Here is a 15,668-nt window from a genome sequence, read left to right as displayed (position 1 = left end):
AGGAATGCAAAGGTTGGGGGCGAGAGGGAAACCAATCAAAGGCTGTTTTGCCGCAGTCGAATCGGCTATGCTATGCCGATCTTAATCACACTCATACATGCTACCCACGTAGCGGCAATGAAAACAGGACCACTGGCTGCCATGCAAGAGCAATATCGCCCGGAAGAGATTGAATCCCACGTACAGCATCACTGGGAAGAGAAGCGCACATTCGAAGTGACTGAAGACGAGAGCAAAGAGAAGTATTACTGCCTGTCGATGCTTCCCTATCCTTCTGGTCGACTACACATGGGTCACGTCCGTAACTACACCATCGGCGATGTGATTGCCCGTTACCAGCGCATGCTGGGTAAAAACGTGCTTCAGCCGATCGGCTGGGATGCGTTCGGCCTGCCTGCGGAAGGCGCAGCGGTAAAAAACAACACCGCGCCCGCGCCGTGGACCTACGACAACATCAATTACATGAAGAACCAGCTCAAAATGCTGGGCTTTGGTTACGACTGGAGCCGCGAGCTGGCGACCTGTACCCCGGAATACTACCGCTGGGAGCAGAAGTTCTTTACCGAGCTGTATAAAAAAGGGCTGGTGTACAAGAAAACCTCTGCGGTGAACTGGTGCCCGAACGACCAGACCGTACTGGCGAACGAGCAGGTTATCGACGGCTGCTGCTGGCGCTGCGACACCAAAGTCGAGCGTAAAGAGATCCCACAGTGGTTTATCAAAATCACCGCCTACGCTGACGAGCTGCTGAGCGATCTGGATAAACTGGACCAGTGGCCGGATACCGTTAAAACCATGCAGCGCAACTGGATTGGCCGCTCCGAAGGCGTGGAAATTACCTTCGATGTGGAAAGCCGCGCCGACAAACTGACGGTGTACACCACTCGCCCGGACACCTTTATGGGCGTGACCTATCTGGCCGTGGCGGCGGGCCATCCGCTGGCGCAGGCTGCCGCAGCGACCAACCCAGCGCTGGGCGATTTCATTGCTGAATGCCGAAATACCAAAGTTGCCGAGGCCGACATGGCGACGATGGAGAAAAAAGGCATGGCAACCGGCTTCAACGCCATCCATCCGCTGACCGGTGAAGCCGTACCGGTATGGGTCGCGAACTTTGTGCTGATGGAATACGGCACCGGTGCCGTGATGGCCGTTCCGGGCCACGACCAGCGCGACTGGGAATTCGCCACCAAATACGGACTGGCGATCAAGCCGGTTATCCTGGCACAGGACGGCTCCGAGCCGGAACTGTCGCAGCAGGCGCTGACTGAAAAAGGCGTGCTGTTCAACTCTGGTGAATTCGACGGCCTGCCGTTTGAACAAGCGTTTAACGCCATTGCCGACAAACTGGCCGCCAAAGGCGTCGGCGAGCGCAAAATTAACTACCGTCTGCGCGACTGGGGCGTTTCCCGTCAGCGTTATTGGGGCGCGCCTATCCCGATGGTCACCCTGGAAGACGGCACCGTGATCCCGACCCCGGAAGATCAGCTGCCGGTGATCCTGCCGGAAGATGTGGTGATGGACGGCATCACCAGCCCGATCAAAGCCGACCCGGAGTGGGCGAAAACCAGCGTTAACGGCCAGCCTGCGCTGCGTGAAACCGATACCTTCGACACCTTTATGGAGTCTTCCTGGTATTACGCGCGCTACACCTGCCCGCAGTACGATAAAGGCATGCTCGATTCGAAAGCCGCCAACTACTGGCTGCCGGTGGATATTTATATCGGCGGTATCGAACACGCGATCATGCACCTGCTGTACTTCCGCTTCTTCCACAAGCTGATGCGCGATGCCGGAATGGTGAACTCCAACGAGCCTGCCAAACAGCTGCTCTGCCAGGGCATGGTGCTGGCGGATGCGTTCTACTACGTGGGCGCCAGCGGCGAGCGCAACTGGGTTTCCCCGGTAGACGCCATCGTTGAGCGTGACGATAAAGGCCGTATTGTTAAAGCCACTGACGCAGCGGGCCACGAACTGGTCTATGCTGGCATGAGCAAAATGTCGAAGTCGAAAAACAACGGCATCGACCCGCAGGTGATGGTAGAGCGTTACGGCGCGGATACCGTGCGTCTGTTTATGATGTTTGCCTCTCCGGCAGATATGACGCTGGAATGGCAGGAATCCGGCGTTGAAGGAGCTAACCGCTTCCTGAAACGCGTCTGGCGACTGGTTTACGAGCACACGGCGCAGGGCGCTGCGGGCAATCTGGACGTCGCGGCGCTGACCGAAGATCAGAAAGCGCTGCGTCGCGATATCCACAAAACCATCGCGAAAGTGACCGATGATATCGGCCGCCGTCAGACCTTCAACACCGCCATCGCCGCGATCATGGAACTGATGAACAAGTTGGTGAAAGCGGCGCAGGAAAGCGAGCAAGACCGCGCATTGATGCGTGAAGCCCTGCTGGCGGTGGTGCGTATGCTGTATCCGTTCACCCCGCACGTCTGCTTTACGCTGTGGCAGGAACTGAACGGCGAAGGCGATATCGATAACGCGCCGTGGCCGCAGGCCGACGAAAGCGCCATGGTGGAAGATTCCCGTCTGGTGGTGGTGCAGGTTAACGGCAAAGTGCGCGGTAAAATTACCGTTCCGGCCGATGCCACTGAACAACAGGTGCGCGAGCGCGCCGCTCAGGAACATCTGGTCGCGAAGTATCTTGAAGGCGTAACTGTACGTAAAGTGATTTACGTACCGGGTAAATTGCTTAACCTGGTTGTTGGCTAAGCGCAGGAGGAAGCGTGCGATATCTCATCACTCTGATAGTGAGCCTGGCGGTACTGGTGACCGCCGGATGTGGCTGGCACTTGCGCAGCACCACCCAGGTGCCTGAGCAAATGCATACGCTGATCCTGGATTCAGGTGACCCGTATGGCCCATTAAGCCGCGCGGTGCGTAAGCAGTTGCGTCTGAACGGTGTGGAAATAGTTGAGCCGAGTAAAGTGCGTAAAGACATTCCGTCTCTGCGTCTTGGCGGCGCGTTGATATCTCAGGATACCGCGTCGGTCTTCCAGGATGGCCGTACGGCGGAATATCAGATGGTGATGACGGTCAATGCTACAGTGCTGATCCCGGGCCACGATATTTACCCGATCAGCACCAAAGTGTTCCGCTCGTTCTTCGACAACCCGCTCACCGCGCTGGCGAAAGATGCCGAACAGGACATCATTATCCAGGAAATGTATGACCGCGCGGCGGAACAGCTGATCCGTAAGCTGATGTCGGTACAGGTGAAAGATCTGGAAGCCACCAAATCTGAAGCGCCGACCGCCCAGCAGAGCAGCACGACGACCTCGTCGGGCCGCGTTTCTACCACGCTTTCCGCTCAGTAATGGTCAGAGTTTGGCCTGAACAACTCCGCGCGCAGCTCAAAGAAGGGCTGCGCGCGGCGTATCTGCTGACCGGAAACGATCCGCTGTTGCTGCAGGAAAGCCAGGACGCCATCCGTCAGGCCGCGCAGGAACAAGGCTTCGACGAGCACCATACCCGCCAGATTGATGCGCAAACCGACTGGGAAGAGATTTTCTCGATCACCCGCGCGTTAAGCCTGTTTGCCAGCCGCCAGACGCTGCTGCTGATCCTTCCCGACAACGGCCCCAACGCGGCGATTAACGATAAGTTAGCCGAGCTGGTCAACCTGCTGCACGAGGATCTGCTGCTGGTGGTGCGTGCGGTTAAGCTCACCAAAGCCCAGGAAAATGCCGCCTGGTGTACCGCCCTGTCCAGCCGCGGCGTGATGGTTAATTGCCAGACGCCCGAACAGGCGCAGCTGCCGCGCTGGGTGGCTAACCGGGCGAAAAGCCGCCAGCTCACGCTGGATGACGCGGCCAGCCAGCTACTCTGCTACTGCTACGAAGGCAACCTGCTGGCGCTGGCTCAGGCGTTGGATCGGCTGGCGCTGCTGTGGCCTGACGGTAAACTCACCCTGCCGCGCGTGGAACAGGCGGTTAACGACGCCGCGCATTTCACGCCGTTCCACTGGGTGGATGCGCTGCTGGCCGGCAAAAGCAAACGCGCGCTGCACATTCTGCAACAGCTACGGCTGGAGGGCAGCGAACCGGTGATCCTGCTGCGCACCGTGCAACGGGAACTGCTGCTGATGGTCACGCTTAAACGCCAGTCGCAACACACGCCGCTGCGCAATTTGTTCGATCAGCATCGGGTCTGGCAAAACCGCCGGGCGCTGCTGAGCGATGCGCTAACCCGGCTGAGTGACGATCAGTTGCGCCAGGCGGTCAGCCTGCTGGCGCAGATTGAACTGACGCTGAAACAGGATTATGGCCAATCGGTATGGCAGGAGCTGGAAGGCTTATCCCTGCTACTGTGCCATAAAGCCTTACCGGACGTGTTTATTCATGGCTAAGCCGCTGCTGGCGTATTACGGCGGGACGTTCGATCCCATTCACTTCGGCCATATCAAACCGGTAGAAGCGCTCGCACGTCAGGTGGGTCTGCAAAAAGTCGTGATTATCCCCAATAACGTGCCGCCCCATCGGCCTCAGCCCGAGGCCAGCAGCGCTCAGCGTAAAGCGATGATTGAAGCAGCGATCCATAACAATGCGCTGTTTGAACTCGATGACCGGGAACTGCAACGCGCCATGCCCTCCTGGACTGCAGACACCATGGAAGCGCTGCGTAATGAACAGGGTGCCGCGCAGCCGCTGGGGTTTATCATCGGCCAGGACTCGCTGCTGGCGTTTCGCACCTGGCACCGCTATGCCGATATTCTCGCCTGCTGCCACCTGCTGGTGTGTCGCCGACCGGGTTACCCTCTCACCATGCCCGACGCCGAACAGCAGCGCTGGCTGGAACAGCATCTGGCAGCCGATGCAGGCGAACTCCACGCCCTGCCCGCCGGGAAAATTTTTCTTGCCGACACGCCGCTGTTAGCGATTTCGGCCACCGACATTCGCCAGCGTCTGGAGAACGGCCAGCCCTGCGACGATCTCGTTCCCGGCCCGGTGATGGACTACATCACGCGCCACGGTTTGTATCGTGACTGATTGCCACTAACGCGGCGATCAGCGCCTCGTTGTCTGCCCGGCTTTTCACCGCTACCCGAAAATAACGCGGATCCAGCCCCGGATAGTTCGCACAACTGCGGATCAAAATATGCTGCGCCAATAACCGGCGCTGCAAGTCCTGCTCGCCGTCGTAGCGGAAAAACAGATAGTTTGCCTCTCCTGGCCACACGGTGATAAACGGCTGCGCATTGAGCGCCTGCCATAAAAAGCGCCGTTCCGTTTCCAGCCAGTGAAAGGTCGCCTGTTGATAAGCTTCGTCATTAAGAACGATTTCCCCCGCCAGCGCCGCGAAGGCATTAATGGTCCAGGGCTCGCGGCTGGCGCGCAATGCCGCCATGCGCGACGCGTCGCTGTTGATTAAGTAGCCCAACCGCAGGCCGGGAATGGCATAGAACTTAGTCAGCGAACGCAAAATCCACAGGTTGGGATGCTCCGCAAGCCAGCCAGTACAGCCGGTAGCATCGGGTATAAAGTCGATAAACGCCTCGTCGACCACCAGCGCGATACCCTGTTCAGCACAGCGGGCAACGATCGCCTGCATTAACTCGCGCTCCGGCATTAATCCGGTGGGATTGTTGGGCGTACACAACACCAGGCAGTCAAGATCCGGCGTCAGGGCCGACAGCAATCGGCTATCCGGCTGCCAGCCATCGGCTTCGGTTAACGGATAGTCGGTAATACGGCATCCCACCCGGGTTAATGCCCGGCGATATTCGGCAAACCCCGGCGTCAGCAGCAGCGCGTGACGCGGCGCGAGATGGGCCAACAGCTGGAAAATCAGTTCGGTTTCGCCATTGCCCGCCATCAGCCAGCTCAGCGGCAGGTGATGATGTGCCGCCAGCGCCTGGTGCAGCGCCAGATACTCCGGGTCCGGATAGCGCTGCGCCGCGTCGAGATTTTCAGTAATGGCACGCCTCAGGGTGGCAGGCATCCCGAGCGGATTGATATTGGCGCTGAAATCAATCAGCTGCGCCGGATCCACCCCGGCCAGCGCCCCTGCTTCGCGAATATTGCCGCCATGATTGCTGGTAAACATCTCGCCTCCGTCAACGTAAAACGCCATCTTACCCCAAAGCCTGCGTCAGGCTGCGACTGATGGTAGACTCAATAGCGGTGAATTAAGGAGCAATGCATGAAACTCTGGCTGGTAAGACATGGACAAACCGAGGCGAACGTCGCCGGGTTGTACAGCGGACGTAGTGAAACCGCACTCACCGAGCAGGGCATCCGTCAAGCGACGCAGGTGGGGCAGCTGCTTCAGGCAGTCTCTTTCGATCGGGTGCTGAGCAGTGCGCTGGGCCGGGCGCAGCATACTGCCCACCTGGTGCTGGAAGGCCGCGACCGGGCCATTGAAACCAATCCGCTGCTCAATGAGATGCATTTTGGCGACTGGGAAATGCGCCATCATCTCGATTTGCAGCGCGAAGACGCGGTCACCTATGCCGCCTGGTGCCGGGACTGGCAAAACACCGTTCCCACCAACGGTGAAGGTTTTCAGAATTTTTCGCAGCGGGTTTTGGCGCTTTCCCGTGATTTGCGCGCTATGCCACAGGAAAATATCCTGGTGGTTAGCCATCAGGGCGTGCTGAGCCTGCTTATCGCCACCCTGATGGGGCTGCCGCCGCCGTCGCTGTGGCACTTTATGATCGAGCAGGGTAGCTGGAGCATGGTGGAAATCCAGCAGGATTTCGTCACGCTGCGCACCCTGAATAACCGGGCGGCAGCGGTTATTCACCCGAGTGGAGACATCTGATTTTCTTCTGGCGGGCCGTTGCGTATTGACAGGCTATATAAGGCTGATATCCTCCGCTGCCAGACTTTCTCCCGCCGACGGCCATTTTCTAAATTGTTTTACAAAAATGGCGATGCAAACTCAGGTTAGCGGTGGGATGATAGCCCACTTCATACAGCAGGCAGGTCGCTGCTGTTATCTCATTGAGTTTGATGCGCTCCCGGCGGCATCATCAGCGTTCATATTCCCAGGGGGAACACTTGCAGGGTAAAGCACTCCAGGATTTTGTTATTGATAAAATCGACGATCTGAAAGGTCAGGATATCGTTGCTATCGACGTTCAGGGTAAATCCAGCATCACGGATTGCATGATCATCTGTACCGGTACTTCTACGCGCCACGTGATGTCCATCGCCGACCACGTGCTCAGCGAATCCCGCCACGCCGGCCTGATGCCGCTCGGCGTTGAAGGCCAGAACGCGGCAGACTGGATCGTTGTCGACCTGGGTGATGTGATTGTGCATGTCATGCAGGAAGAGAGCCGTCGTCTGTACGAACTCGAAAAGCTCTGGAGCTAAGGCGTGAAGTTGCAACTGGTCGCCGTTGGCACCAAAATGCCCGACTGGGTGCAAACCGGGTTTACCGAATATCTGCGCCGCTTTCCGAAAGACATGCCGTTCGAACTGATCGAAATCCCGGCGGGTAAGCGGGGCAAAAACGCCGACATCAAGCGCATTCTCGATAAAGAAGGCGAACTGATGTTGGCCGCAGCAGGCAAAAATCGCATTGTCACGCTCGATATTCCAGGCCGTCCGTGGGATACCCCGCAGCTTGCCAATGAACTGGAACGCTGGAAGCTGGATGGTCGAGACGTGAGTCTGCTTATTGGTGGCCCGGAAGGGTTATCGCCAGCCTGTAAAGCCGCTGCCGAACAGAGCTGGTCGCTCTCTGCGCTGACGCTGCCGCACCCGCTGGTGCGTGTTCTGGTCGCAGAAAGCCTTTATCGGGCGTGGAGTATTACCACCAACCACCCTTACCATCGTGAGTAAACGCTACCAGGTAGATTAAGCAGCGGATGAAATTACAGAATTCTTTTCGCGACTATTCGGCTGAGTCCGCGCTTTTTGTGCGTCGGGCTCTGGTCGCCTTTTTAGGGATTTTACTGCTTACCGGCATACTGATCGCGAATCTCTATAATTTGCAGATCCTGCGCTTCACCGATTACCAGACGCGCTCCAACGAAAACCGCATCAAGCTGGTACCGATCCCACCCAGCCGCGGCATTATTTACGATCGCAACGGCATCCCGCTGGCCCTCAACCGCACCATCTACCAAATCGAGATGATGCCGGAAAAAGTCGATAACGTGCAGCAGACGCTCGATGCGCTGCGCGGCGTGGTGGATCTGACGGATGACGACATCGCGGCGTTCAAAAAAGAGCGTTCCCGCTCCCATCGTTTTACCTCCATCCCGGTGAAAACCAACCTGACGGAAGTGCAGGTGGCGCGTTTCGCCGTGAACCAGTACCGCTTTCCCGGCGTGGAAGTGAAAGGCTATAAGCGCCGCTACTACCCCTATGGTTCCGCCCTGACCCACGTTATCGGCTACGTGTCGAAAATCAACGATAAAGACGTGGAGCGCCTCGACAAAGACGGCAAGCTGGCGAACTATGCCGCAACCCACGATATCGGCAAACTGGGCATTGAGCGCTTCTATGAGGATGTGCTGCACGGCCAGACCGGCTATGAAGAGGTAGAGGTTAACAACCGTGGCCGGGTGATCCGCCAGCTGAAAGAAGTGCCGCCGCAGGCCGGGCACGATATTCATCTGACCATTGATTTACAGCTGCAGGCCTACATCGAGACGCTGTTGCAGGGCAGCCGTGCAGCAGTGGTCGTCACCGATCCGCGTACCGGCGGCGTGCTGGCGATGGTATCCACCCCCAGCTATAACCCTAACCTGTTCGTTGACGGTATCTCCAGCAAGGATTATTCGGCGCTGCTGAACGATCCAAACACCCCGCTGGTGAACCGCGCCACCCAGGGGATCTACCCGCCAGCGTCTACCGTGAAGCCTTATGTTGCCGTTTCGGCGCTGAGTTCCGGGGTGATCACCCGCAATACCACGCTATTCGACCCCGGCTGGTGGCAACTGCCCGGTTCAGAAAAACGCTATCGCGACTGGAAAAAATGGGGCCACGGCCGCCTGAACATTACTAAATCGCTGGAAGAGTCGGCGGATACTTTCTTCTATCAGGTTGCCTACGACATGGGCATTGACCGCCTTTCCGAATGGATGAGCAAATTCGGCTATGGTCATTACACCGGTATCGACCTGGCGGAAGAGCGCTCCGGCAACATGCCGACCCGCGAATGGAAGCAAAAGCGCTTTAAGAAGCCCTGGTATCAGGGGGACACCATCCCGGTCGGTATCGGCCAGGGTTACTGGACCTCGACGCCGCTACAGATGAATAAAGCGATGATGATCCTGATTAACGACGGCATCGTAAAAGTGCCGCATCTGTTGATGAGCACCACCATCGACGGCAAACAGCAGCCCTGGGTGCAACCGGAGCAGCCGCCGGTGGGCGATATCCACTCCGGCTACTGGGAAATCGCCAAAGACGGGATGTACGGCGTGGCGAACCGCGCCAACGGTACCGGTCATAAATACTTTGCCAGCGCACCGTATAAAATCGCCGCGAAGTCGGGTACTGCGCAGGTTTTCGGCCTGAAAGCCAACGAAACCTATAACGCCCACCGCATTGCCGAGCGTCTGCGCGACCACAAACTGATGACCGCATTCGCCCCGTACGATAAACCGCAGGTCGCGGTCGCCATGATCTTGGAGAACGGCGGCGCTGGCCCGGCGGTTGGGACTATCATGCGCCAGATCCTCGACCATATCATGCTCGGGGATAACAACACCGAACTGCCCGCTGAAAATCCGGCCGTGGCCGCGGCGGAGGACTAATGACCGACAATCCGAATAAAAAAACCATCTGGGATAAAATTCATCTCGATCCCACTTTTATGCTGATCATCCTGGCGCTGTTAACCTACAGCGCCCTGGTTATCTGGAGCGCCAGCGGCCAGGACCTGGATATGACCGAACGTAAAATCGGCCAGATCCTGATGGGGCTGGTAGTGATGGTAGTGATGGCGCAAATTCCCCCGCGCGTATACGAGGGCTGGGCACCCTATCTGTATATCGTGTGTATTATTTTGCTGGTGGCGGTGGACGCCTTCGGGGCCATCTCCAAAGGGGCGCAGCGCTGGCTGGATTTGGGCATCGTTCGCTTCCAGCCCTCGGAAATCGCCAAAATCGCGGTGCCGCTGATGGTGGCGCGCTTTATCAACCGCGACGTCTGCCCGCCCAGCCTGAAGAACACCGGTATCGCGCTGGTGCTGATCTTTATGCCGACGCTGCTGGTGGCGGCGCAGCCGGACCTCGGCACCTCAATTCTGGTGGCGCTTTCCGGCCTGTTCGTGCTGTTCTTGTCCGGCCTGAGCTGGCGGCTGATTTTAATCGCCGTCCTGCTGGTGGCGGCGTTTATCCCGATTCTGTGGTTCTTCCTGATGCATGATTATCAGCGTCAGCGCGTGATGATGCTGCTCGACCCGGAATCCGATCCGCTCGGCGCGGGCTATCATATTATTCAGTCTAAAATTGCTATTGGGTCAGGCGGTTTGCGCGGCAAAGGCTGGCTGCACGGCACCCAGTCGCAACTGGAGTTTTTGCCCGAGCGCCATACCGACTTTATCTTTGCGGTGCTGGCGGAAGAACTGGGGCTGGTGGGCGTGCTGATCCTGCTGGCGCTCTACATTCTGCTGATTATGCGCGGGCTGTGGATAGCGGCCCGGGCGCAAACCACCTTTGGCCGGGTTATGGCGGGCGGTTTGATGCTGATTTTGTTCGTTTATGTGTTTGTGAATATTGGTATGGTAAGCGGTATTCTGCCCGTGGTTGGGGTGCCGCTGCCTCTGGTGAGCTATGGGGGCTCGGCCTTGATCGTACTGATGGCCGGGTTTGGTATCGTGATGTCGATACATACCCACCGAAAAATGCTGTCTAAAAGCGTATAAGGGGAACGGAATGCGTAAGCAGTGGCTTGGAGTCTGTGTCGCGGCAGGATTGCTGGCGGCCTGTAGTTCAAATGATGACGGTCAGGCGCCTACCACCGTGGCCCCACAGCCTGCGGTGTGTAACGGTCCGGTTGTGGAGATCGGTGGCGCGGAGCCGCGCTATGAGTCGCTGAACCCTTCAGTGAATCAGGATTATCAGCGCGACGGCAAAAGCTACAAAATCGTGCAGGACGCCTCGCGCTTCAGCCAGGCCGGGCTGGCCGCTATTTATGACGCCGAGCCGGGCAGCAATCTGACCGCCTCGGGCGAAGCCTTTGATCCGATGCAGTTGACCGCCGCGCACCCAACGCTGCCCATCCCGAGCTACGCGCGCGTCACAAACCTGGCGAATGGTCGGATGATTGTGGTGCGGATTAACGATCGCGGCCCATATGGCAACGACCGGATTATTTCGCTGTCCCGCGCATCCGCCGACCGTCTGAACACCTCGAATAACACCAAAGTGCGTATCGACCCGATTATCGTTGCGCCGGATGGCTCCCTGTCCGGCCCGGGAATGGCCTGCACCACAGTGGCAAAACAGACTTACGCTCTGCCCGCGCGCCCCGATCTGAATACCGGCATGGGCAGCGCGTCGTCAATGCCGCAGGCGCAACCCGCTGGCGATGTGCGCGCCATCAGCAATGATACGCTGCAAAGCGAAGACACTACCGGCGCGCCGGTCCGCAGCAGCGGCTTTTTAGGCGCGCCAACGCCACTGAACAGCGGTGTGATTGAAAGCGATGCGCCAGCTCCGGTTGCGGCACCCGTTGCTGCCCCGGTTACCGCGCCGCAAACCGCGCCAGCGCCGGTCACCGCGCCGGGTTCAGTGCAGGGCAGCGTCAATGCGCCCGTAGCCGCAGCCGCCGCGACCGGCAGCTACGTGGTCCAGGTGGGCGCGGTCAGTGACAGCGCGCGCGCCAGCCAGTGGCAGCAGAAGCTCAGCCAACAGTTCGGCGTGCCGGGGCGCGTGACGCCGAACGGCGCGGTGTATCGCGTTCAGCTTGGGCCGTTCAGCAGTAAATCCGAAGCCGCCGCGCTCCAGCAACGTCTGAGCAGCGAGGCGCAATTACAGTCATTCATAACAAACGGCGGCGCGCAGTAACGCGTCCGGGCTGGCTGAAGCGGCGTTGGCGCGTAAAAACCGCTAACAAAGTCATTCGCAAAGTCGGATGCCAGCCCAACCGCCATTTGCTATAGTAAGGCACTTTTTTTCACTTCATCACGGATGTCGTTGTTTTACCATGAAGACCACTCTCTCCGTACGTTTCGCTAAGCGCATCGCGCTCACCACAGCGCTGGCCGTTGCGGCACTCTCCACCGCTCATGCCGACGACCTGAATATTAAAACGATGATCCCAGGCGTTCCGCAAATCGATGCCGAGTCCTACATCCTGATTGATTACAACTCTGGCAAAGTACTGGCAGAGCAAAACGCGGATGTGCGCCGCGACCCTGCAAGCCTGACCAAAATGATGACCAGCTACGTCATCGGCCAGGCAATGAAGGCAGGAAAATTCAAAGAATCTGACCTGGTGACCATCGGCAACGACGCCTGGGCCACCGGCAACCCGGTATTCAAAGGCTCCTCGCTGATGTTCCTGAAACCTGGCATGCAGGTTCCGGTTTCCCAGCTGATCCGCGGCATCAACCTGCAATCCGGCAACGATGCGTGTGTGGCGATGGCGGATTACGTTGCGGGCAGCCAGGACGCGTTCGTCGGCCTGATGAACAACTACGTTAACGCACTGAACCTGAAAAACACCCACTTCCAGACCGTTCATGGTCTGGATGCTGATGGCCAGTTCAGCTCGGCGCGCGATATGGCGCTGATCGGCCAGGCGCTGATCCGCGACGTGCCGAACGAATACACCATCTACAAAGAAAAAGAGTTCACCTTTAACGGCATCCGCCAGACCAACCGTAACGGTCTGCTGTGGGATAACAGCCTGAACGTGGACGGCATTAAAACCGGTCATACCGACAAAGCGGGCTACAACCTGGTGGCGTCTGCCACTGAAGGCCAGATGCGCCTGATCTCCGCCGTGATGGGTGGCCGTACCTTTAAGGGCCGCGAAGCCGAAAGCAAAAAGCTGCTGACCTGGGGCTTCCGTTTCTTTGAAACCGTAAACCCGATTAAAGCCGGTAAAGAATTTGCCTCCGAGCCAGCCTGGTTCGGCGACCATGACCGCGCGTCGCTGGGCGTGGATAAAGACGTTTATCTGACCATTCCGCGCGGCCGCATGAAAGACCTGAAGGCCAGCTATGTGTTGAACAGCAGCGAGCTGCATGCCCCGCTGGCGAAAAATCAGGTGGTTGGCACTATCAACTTCCAGCTGGATGGCAAAACCATTGAGCAGCGTCCGCTGGTGGTGTTGGAACAGATTGAAGAAGGCAATTTCTTCGGCAAAATCATTGATTACATTAAGCTGATGTTCCACCACTGGTTTGGATAAAAATTGAACACTTGAAAGTGTGATTTACGTCCCCATATACTAGGTATCAAAACAACTCCCGCTCAGGCGGGAGTTATTATTTTTTATCCAATGCTGGAGCTGACATGAAAACCAAACTTAACGAACTGCTTGAATTCCCGACGCCCTTTACTTACAAAGTGATGGGTCTGGCGAAGCCGGAGTTGGTTGATATGGTCGTTGAGGTAGTTCAGCGCCATGCGCCTGGTGACTACACGCCGCAGGTAAAACCAAGCAGCAAGGGAAACTACCACTCTGTTTCTATCACGATTAACGCCACACATATTGAGCAGGTAGAAACCCTGTACGAAGAGTTAGGCAATATCGAAATCGTTCGTATGGTGCTGTAATCCCTGACCCGGCCTCTGGCCGGGTTTGTTGTCTGCAGGTCCACCCGACCCTGCTGTGTTATACTCCCCGCCACCTTTTCCCTCCGGAGACGCAGTTTTGTTTCAGGAAACCATTCTTATTCGTCAACTGGGTTTGCAGCCTTACGCGCCGGTTTCGCAGGCGATGCATGATTTCACCGACACCCGCGACGCCGACACCCCCGATGAAATCTGGCTGGTTGAGCATCAGCCGGTGTTTACCCAGGGCCAGGCCGGTAAAGCGGAACACGTATTAATGCCGGGCGATATCCCGGTGATCCAGAGCGATCGCGGCGGCCAGGTGACCTATCACGGTCCGGGGCAGCAGGTGATGTACGTGATGCTCAATCTGAAGCGCCGTAAGCTTGGCGTGCGTGATTTAGTGACTCTGCTGGAACAAACCGTAGTAAATACCCTGGCTGAACTGGATATCGAAGCCCATCCTCGCGCCGATGCGCCTGGGGTTTACGTTGGTGAGAAAAAAATCTGCTCGCTGGGTTTACGCATCCGTAAAGGCTGCTCGTTTCACGGTCTGGCGCTGAATATCAACATGGATTTAGCGCCGTTTCTGCGCATCAACCCATGCGGCTATGCGGGTATGGAGATGACCCAGGTCAGCGCTTACCGTGACGGCGCGACTATCGATACCATTAACCCGCTGCTGCTGAAGCATACCCTGGCGCTACTGGGGAACCCGCCGGTGGAAATGGTCAATGAGCCGCTGCGCAAATAAACAGAGCTGTAACCTGTGCAAGGGCACAAAATAACAACCATTTTACAATTCTGTTCCCTTTTTACCTGCGGTGAGGCTGCTTTACCGCAGGGAGTAATGATATACTGCGTAGAGTTAATTCAAAAATAGTTGATAAATACAACACTTACTTGAATTGAGACGCTTTCCTTCGTTATCCGCAACTGGAACACGCATGCTATGAGTAAACCCATCGTGATGGAACGCGGCGTTAAATACCGCGACGCCGACAAAATGGCCCTTATCCCGGTTAAAAACGTGGCGACAGAGCGAGAAGCGCTGTTAAGAAAGCCGGAATGGATGAAAATCAAACTTCCTGCCGACTCGACGCGTATTCAGGGCATCAAAGCAGCCATGCGTAAAAACGGCCTGCATTCGGTATGTGAAGAGGCTTCCTGCCCTAACCTCGCCGAGTGCTTCAACCACGGTACCGCCACCTTTATGATCCTGGGCGCTATCTGCACCCGTCGCTGCCCGTTCTGCGACGTAGCCCACGGTCGCCCGGTTGCGCCCGACGCTAACGAACCGCTTAAACTGGCGCAGACCATCGCCGATATGGCGCTGCGTTATGTGGTGATCACCTCCGTTGACCGTGACGATTTACGTGACGGCGGCGCGCAGCATTTTGCCGATTGCATTACCGCAATCCGCGAGAAAAGCCCGAATATCAAAATCGAAACCCTGGTGCCTGACTTCCGTGGCCGTATGGACAAGGCGCTCGATATCCTTAACGCCACGCCGCCGGACGTGTTCAACCACAACCTGGAAAACGTACCGCGTATCTACCGCCAGGTGCGTCCAGGTGCGGACTACAACTGGTCGCTGAAGCTGCTGGAGCGTTTTAAAGAAGCGCATCCGGAAATCCCGACCAAATCCGGTTTGATGGTTGGCCTGGGTGAAACCAACGCCGAAATCATCGAAGTGATGCGCGATTTACGCAGCCACGGCGTCACCATGCTAACGCTGGGCCAGTACTTGCAGCCGAGCCGCCATCACCTGCCGGTGCAGCGCTACGTCAGCCCTGATGAGTTTGACGAGATGAAAGCCGAAGCCATGGCGATGGGCTTTACCCATGCCGCCTGCGGCCCGTTCGTCCGCTCGTCTTATCATGCTGATATGCAGGCCAAAGGCGAAGAAGTGAAGTAACAGTTTGTTACCTTAGGATCCGCAGAACATAAAAAAACCGGCTTAACTGAG

The 15,668-nt window shown here is 57.3% G+C and carries 15 protein-coding genes; 14 read left to right on the top strand and 1 reads right to left on the bottom strand.

All coding sequences use genetic code 11. From position 1 onward, the window contains the following. The first annotated feature begins 141 nt into the window (after positions 1 to 141). Genes leuS through nadD form a run of 4 tightly spaced genes read left to right on the top strand, consistent with a single transcriptional unit; the run spans position 142 to position 5,000 of the window. The gene (leuS, locus tag FND52_RS00450) at positions 142 to 2,724 is read left to right on the top strand and encodes a leucine--tRNA ligase (RefSeq protein WP_144129817.1); all 2,583 of its coding nucleotides are present in this window, start codon (positions 142 to 144) and stop codon (positions 2,722 to 2,724) included. Positions 2,725 to 2,738: 14 nt separating this feature from the next. Next, the gene (gene lptE / locus FND52_RS00445) at positions 2,739 to 3,329 is read left to right on the top strand and encodes an LPS assembly lipoprotein LptE (protein WP_125294559.1); all 591 of its coding nucleotides are present in this window, start codon (positions 2,739 to 2,741) and stop codon (positions 3,327 to 3,329) included. After that, entirely contained in the window at positions 3,329 to 4,360 is a 1,032-nt protein-coding gene (gene holA / locus FND52_RS00440) for a DNA polymerase III subunit delta (protein ID WP_144128982.1), read from the top strand. The genes lptE and holA overlap by 1 nt, the downstream gene beginning before the upstream one ends. Beyond that, on the top strand, positions 4,353 to 5,000 hold the full coding sequence (nadD, locus tag FND52_RS00435) for a nicotinate-nucleotide adenylyltransferase (protein WP_144128981.1): 648 nt from the start codon (positions 4,353 to 4,355) through the stop codon (positions 4,998 to 5,000). Before holA ends, nadD begins: the two co-directional genes overlap by 8 nt. On the opposite strand, the gene cobD is transcribed toward nadD, so the two are convergent. Further along, positions 4,972 to 6,057: a threonine-phosphate decarboxylase CobD gene (gene cobD, locus FND52_RS00430; RefSeq protein WP_144128980.1), complete on the bottom strand. Its 1,086-nt coding sequence runs from the start codon at positions 6,055 to 6,057 to the stop codon at positions 4,972 to 4,974. The genes nadD and cobD overlap by 29 nt on opposite strands. A gap of 96 nt (positions 6,058 to 6,153) precedes the next feature. On the opposite strand from cobD, the gene FND52_RS00425 reads away from it, so the two are divergent. The 10 genes from FND52_RS00425 (at position 6,154) to lipA (ending at position 15,617) form a co-directional block, all read left to right on the top strand. Then, positions 6,154 to 6,774, top strand: a complete 621-nt coding sequence (locus FND52_RS00425; protein WP_144128979.1) for an adenosylcobalamin/alpha-ribazole phosphatase — start codon at positions 6,154 to 6,156, stop codon at positions 6,772 to 6,774. Positions 6,775 to 7,013: 239 nt separating this feature from the next. Then, on the top strand, positions 7,014 to 7,331 hold the full coding sequence (gene rsfS, locus FND52_RS00420) for a ribosome silencing factor (protein ID WP_125294564.1): 318 nt from the start codon (positions 7,014 to 7,016) through the stop codon (positions 7,329 to 7,331). 3 nt (positions 7,332 to 7,334) lie between these two features. Further along, the gene (gene rlmH / locus FND52_RS00415) at positions 7,335 to 7,802 is read left to right on the top strand and encodes a 23S rRNA (pseudouridine(1915)-N(3))-methyltransferase RlmH (protein ID WP_125294565.1); all 468 of its coding nucleotides are present in this window, start codon (positions 7,335 to 7,337) and stop codon (positions 7,800 to 7,802) included. Between the two features lie 26 nt (positions 7,803 to 7,828). After that, entirely contained in the window at positions 7,829 to 9,727 is a 1,899-nt protein-coding gene (gene mrdA, locus FND52_RS00410; protein WP_125294566.1) for a peptidoglycan DD-transpeptidase MrdA, read from the top strand. Then, the gene (gene mrdB, locus FND52_RS00405) at positions 9,727 to 10,839 is read left to right on the top strand and encodes a peptidoglycan glycosyltransferase MrdB (RefSeq protein WP_125294567.1); all 1,113 of its coding nucleotides are present in this window, start codon (positions 9,727 to 9,729) and stop codon (positions 10,837 to 10,839) included. The genes mrdA and mrdB overlap by 1 nt, the downstream gene beginning before the upstream one ends. Positions 10,840 to 10,849: 10 nt before the next feature. Next, positions 10,850 to 11,983, top strand: a complete 1,134-nt coding sequence (rlpA, locus tag FND52_RS00400) for an endolytic peptidoglycan transglycosylase RlpA (protein ID WP_144128978.1) — start codon at positions 10,850 to 10,852, stop codon at positions 11,981 to 11,983. A gap of 139 nt (positions 11,984 to 12,122) precedes the next feature. Continuing rightward, entirely contained in the window at positions 12,123 to 13,334 is a 1,212-nt protein-coding gene (dacA, locus tag FND52_RS00395) for a D-alanyl-D-alanine carboxypeptidase DacA (RefSeq protein WP_125294569.1), read from the top strand. A gap of 104 nt (positions 13,335 to 13,438) precedes the next feature. Then, positions 13,439 to 13,702: a DUF493 family protein YbeD gene (gene ybeD, locus FND52_RS00390; protein WP_002436065.1), complete on the top strand. Its 264-nt coding sequence runs from the start codon at positions 13,439 to 13,441 to the stop codon at positions 13,700 to 13,702. 97 nt (positions 13,703 to 13,799) lie between these two features. Continuing rightward, positions 13,800 to 14,453: a lipoyl(octanoyl) transferase LipB gene (gene lipB / locus FND52_RS00385; protein WP_144128977.1), complete on the top strand. Its 654-nt coding sequence runs from the start codon at positions 13,800 to 13,802 to the stop codon at positions 14,451 to 14,453. A 198-nt stretch (positions 14,454 to 14,651) separates the two neighbouring features. Next, positions 14,652 to 15,617 carry a lipoyl synthase gene (gene lipA, locus FND52_RS00380; protein WP_125294571.1) on the top strand — a complete coding sequence of 322 codons (966 nt, stop codon included), beginning with the start codon at positions 14,652 to 14,654 and terminating at the stop codon, positions 15,615 to 15,617. Positions 15,618 to 15,668 lie beyond the last annotated feature (51 nt).

This window comes from Atlantibacter subterraneus (assembly GCF_007570865.1).
Lineage (GTDB): Bacteria > Pseudomonadota > Gammaproteobacteria > Enterobacterales > Enterobacteriaceae > Atlantibacter > Atlantibacter subterraneus.
The sequence above is the reverse complement of the archived record's forward strand: the minus strand, read 5'-3'. Positions and strand labels throughout refer to the sequence as shown.

Excerpts from the sequence above, each read along its gene's own strand:
- mrdB (WP_125294567.1), top strand. The coding sequence starts at position 9,727 with ATGACCGACAATCCGAATAAAAAAACCATCTGGGATAAAATTCATCTC.
- holA (WP_144128982.1), top strand. The coding sequence starts at position 3,329 with ATGGTCAGAGTTTGGCCTGAACAACTCCGCGCGCAGCTCAAAGAAGGG.
- FND52_RS00425 (WP_144128979.1), top strand. The coding sequence starts at position 6,154 with ATGAAACTCTGGCTGGTAAGACATGGACAAACCGAGGCGAACGTCGCC.
- ybeD (WP_002436065.1), top strand. The coding sequence starts at position 13,439 with ATGAAAACCAAACTTAACGAACTGCTTGAATTCCCGACGCCCTTTACT.
- cobD (WP_144128980.1), bottom strand. The coding sequence starts at position 6,057 with ATGTTTACCAGCAATCATGGCGGCAATATTCGCGAAGCAGGGGCGCTG.
- leuS (WP_144129817.1), top strand. The coding sequence starts at position 142 with ATGCAAGAGCAATATCGCCCGGAAGAGATTGAATCCCACGTACAGCAT.
- rlpA (WP_144128978.1), top strand. The coding sequence starts at position 10,850 with ATGCGTAAGCAGTGGCTTGGAGTCTGTGTCGCGGCAGGATTGCTGGCG.
- lipA (WP_125294571.1), top strand. The coding sequence starts at position 14,652 with ATGAGTAAACCCATCGTGATGGAACGCGGCGTTAAATACCGCGACGCC.
- dacA (WP_125294569.1), top strand. The coding sequence starts at position 12,123 with ATGAAGACCACTCTCTCCGTACGTTTCGCTAAGCGCATCGCGCTCACC.
- nadD (WP_144128981.1), top strand. The coding sequence starts at position 4,353 with ATGGCTAAGCCGCTGCTGGCGTATTACGGCGGGACGTTCGATCCCATT.
- mrdA (WP_125294566.1), top strand. The coding sequence starts at position 7,829 with ATGAAATTACAGAATTCTTTTCGCGACTATTCGGCTGAGTCCGCGCTT.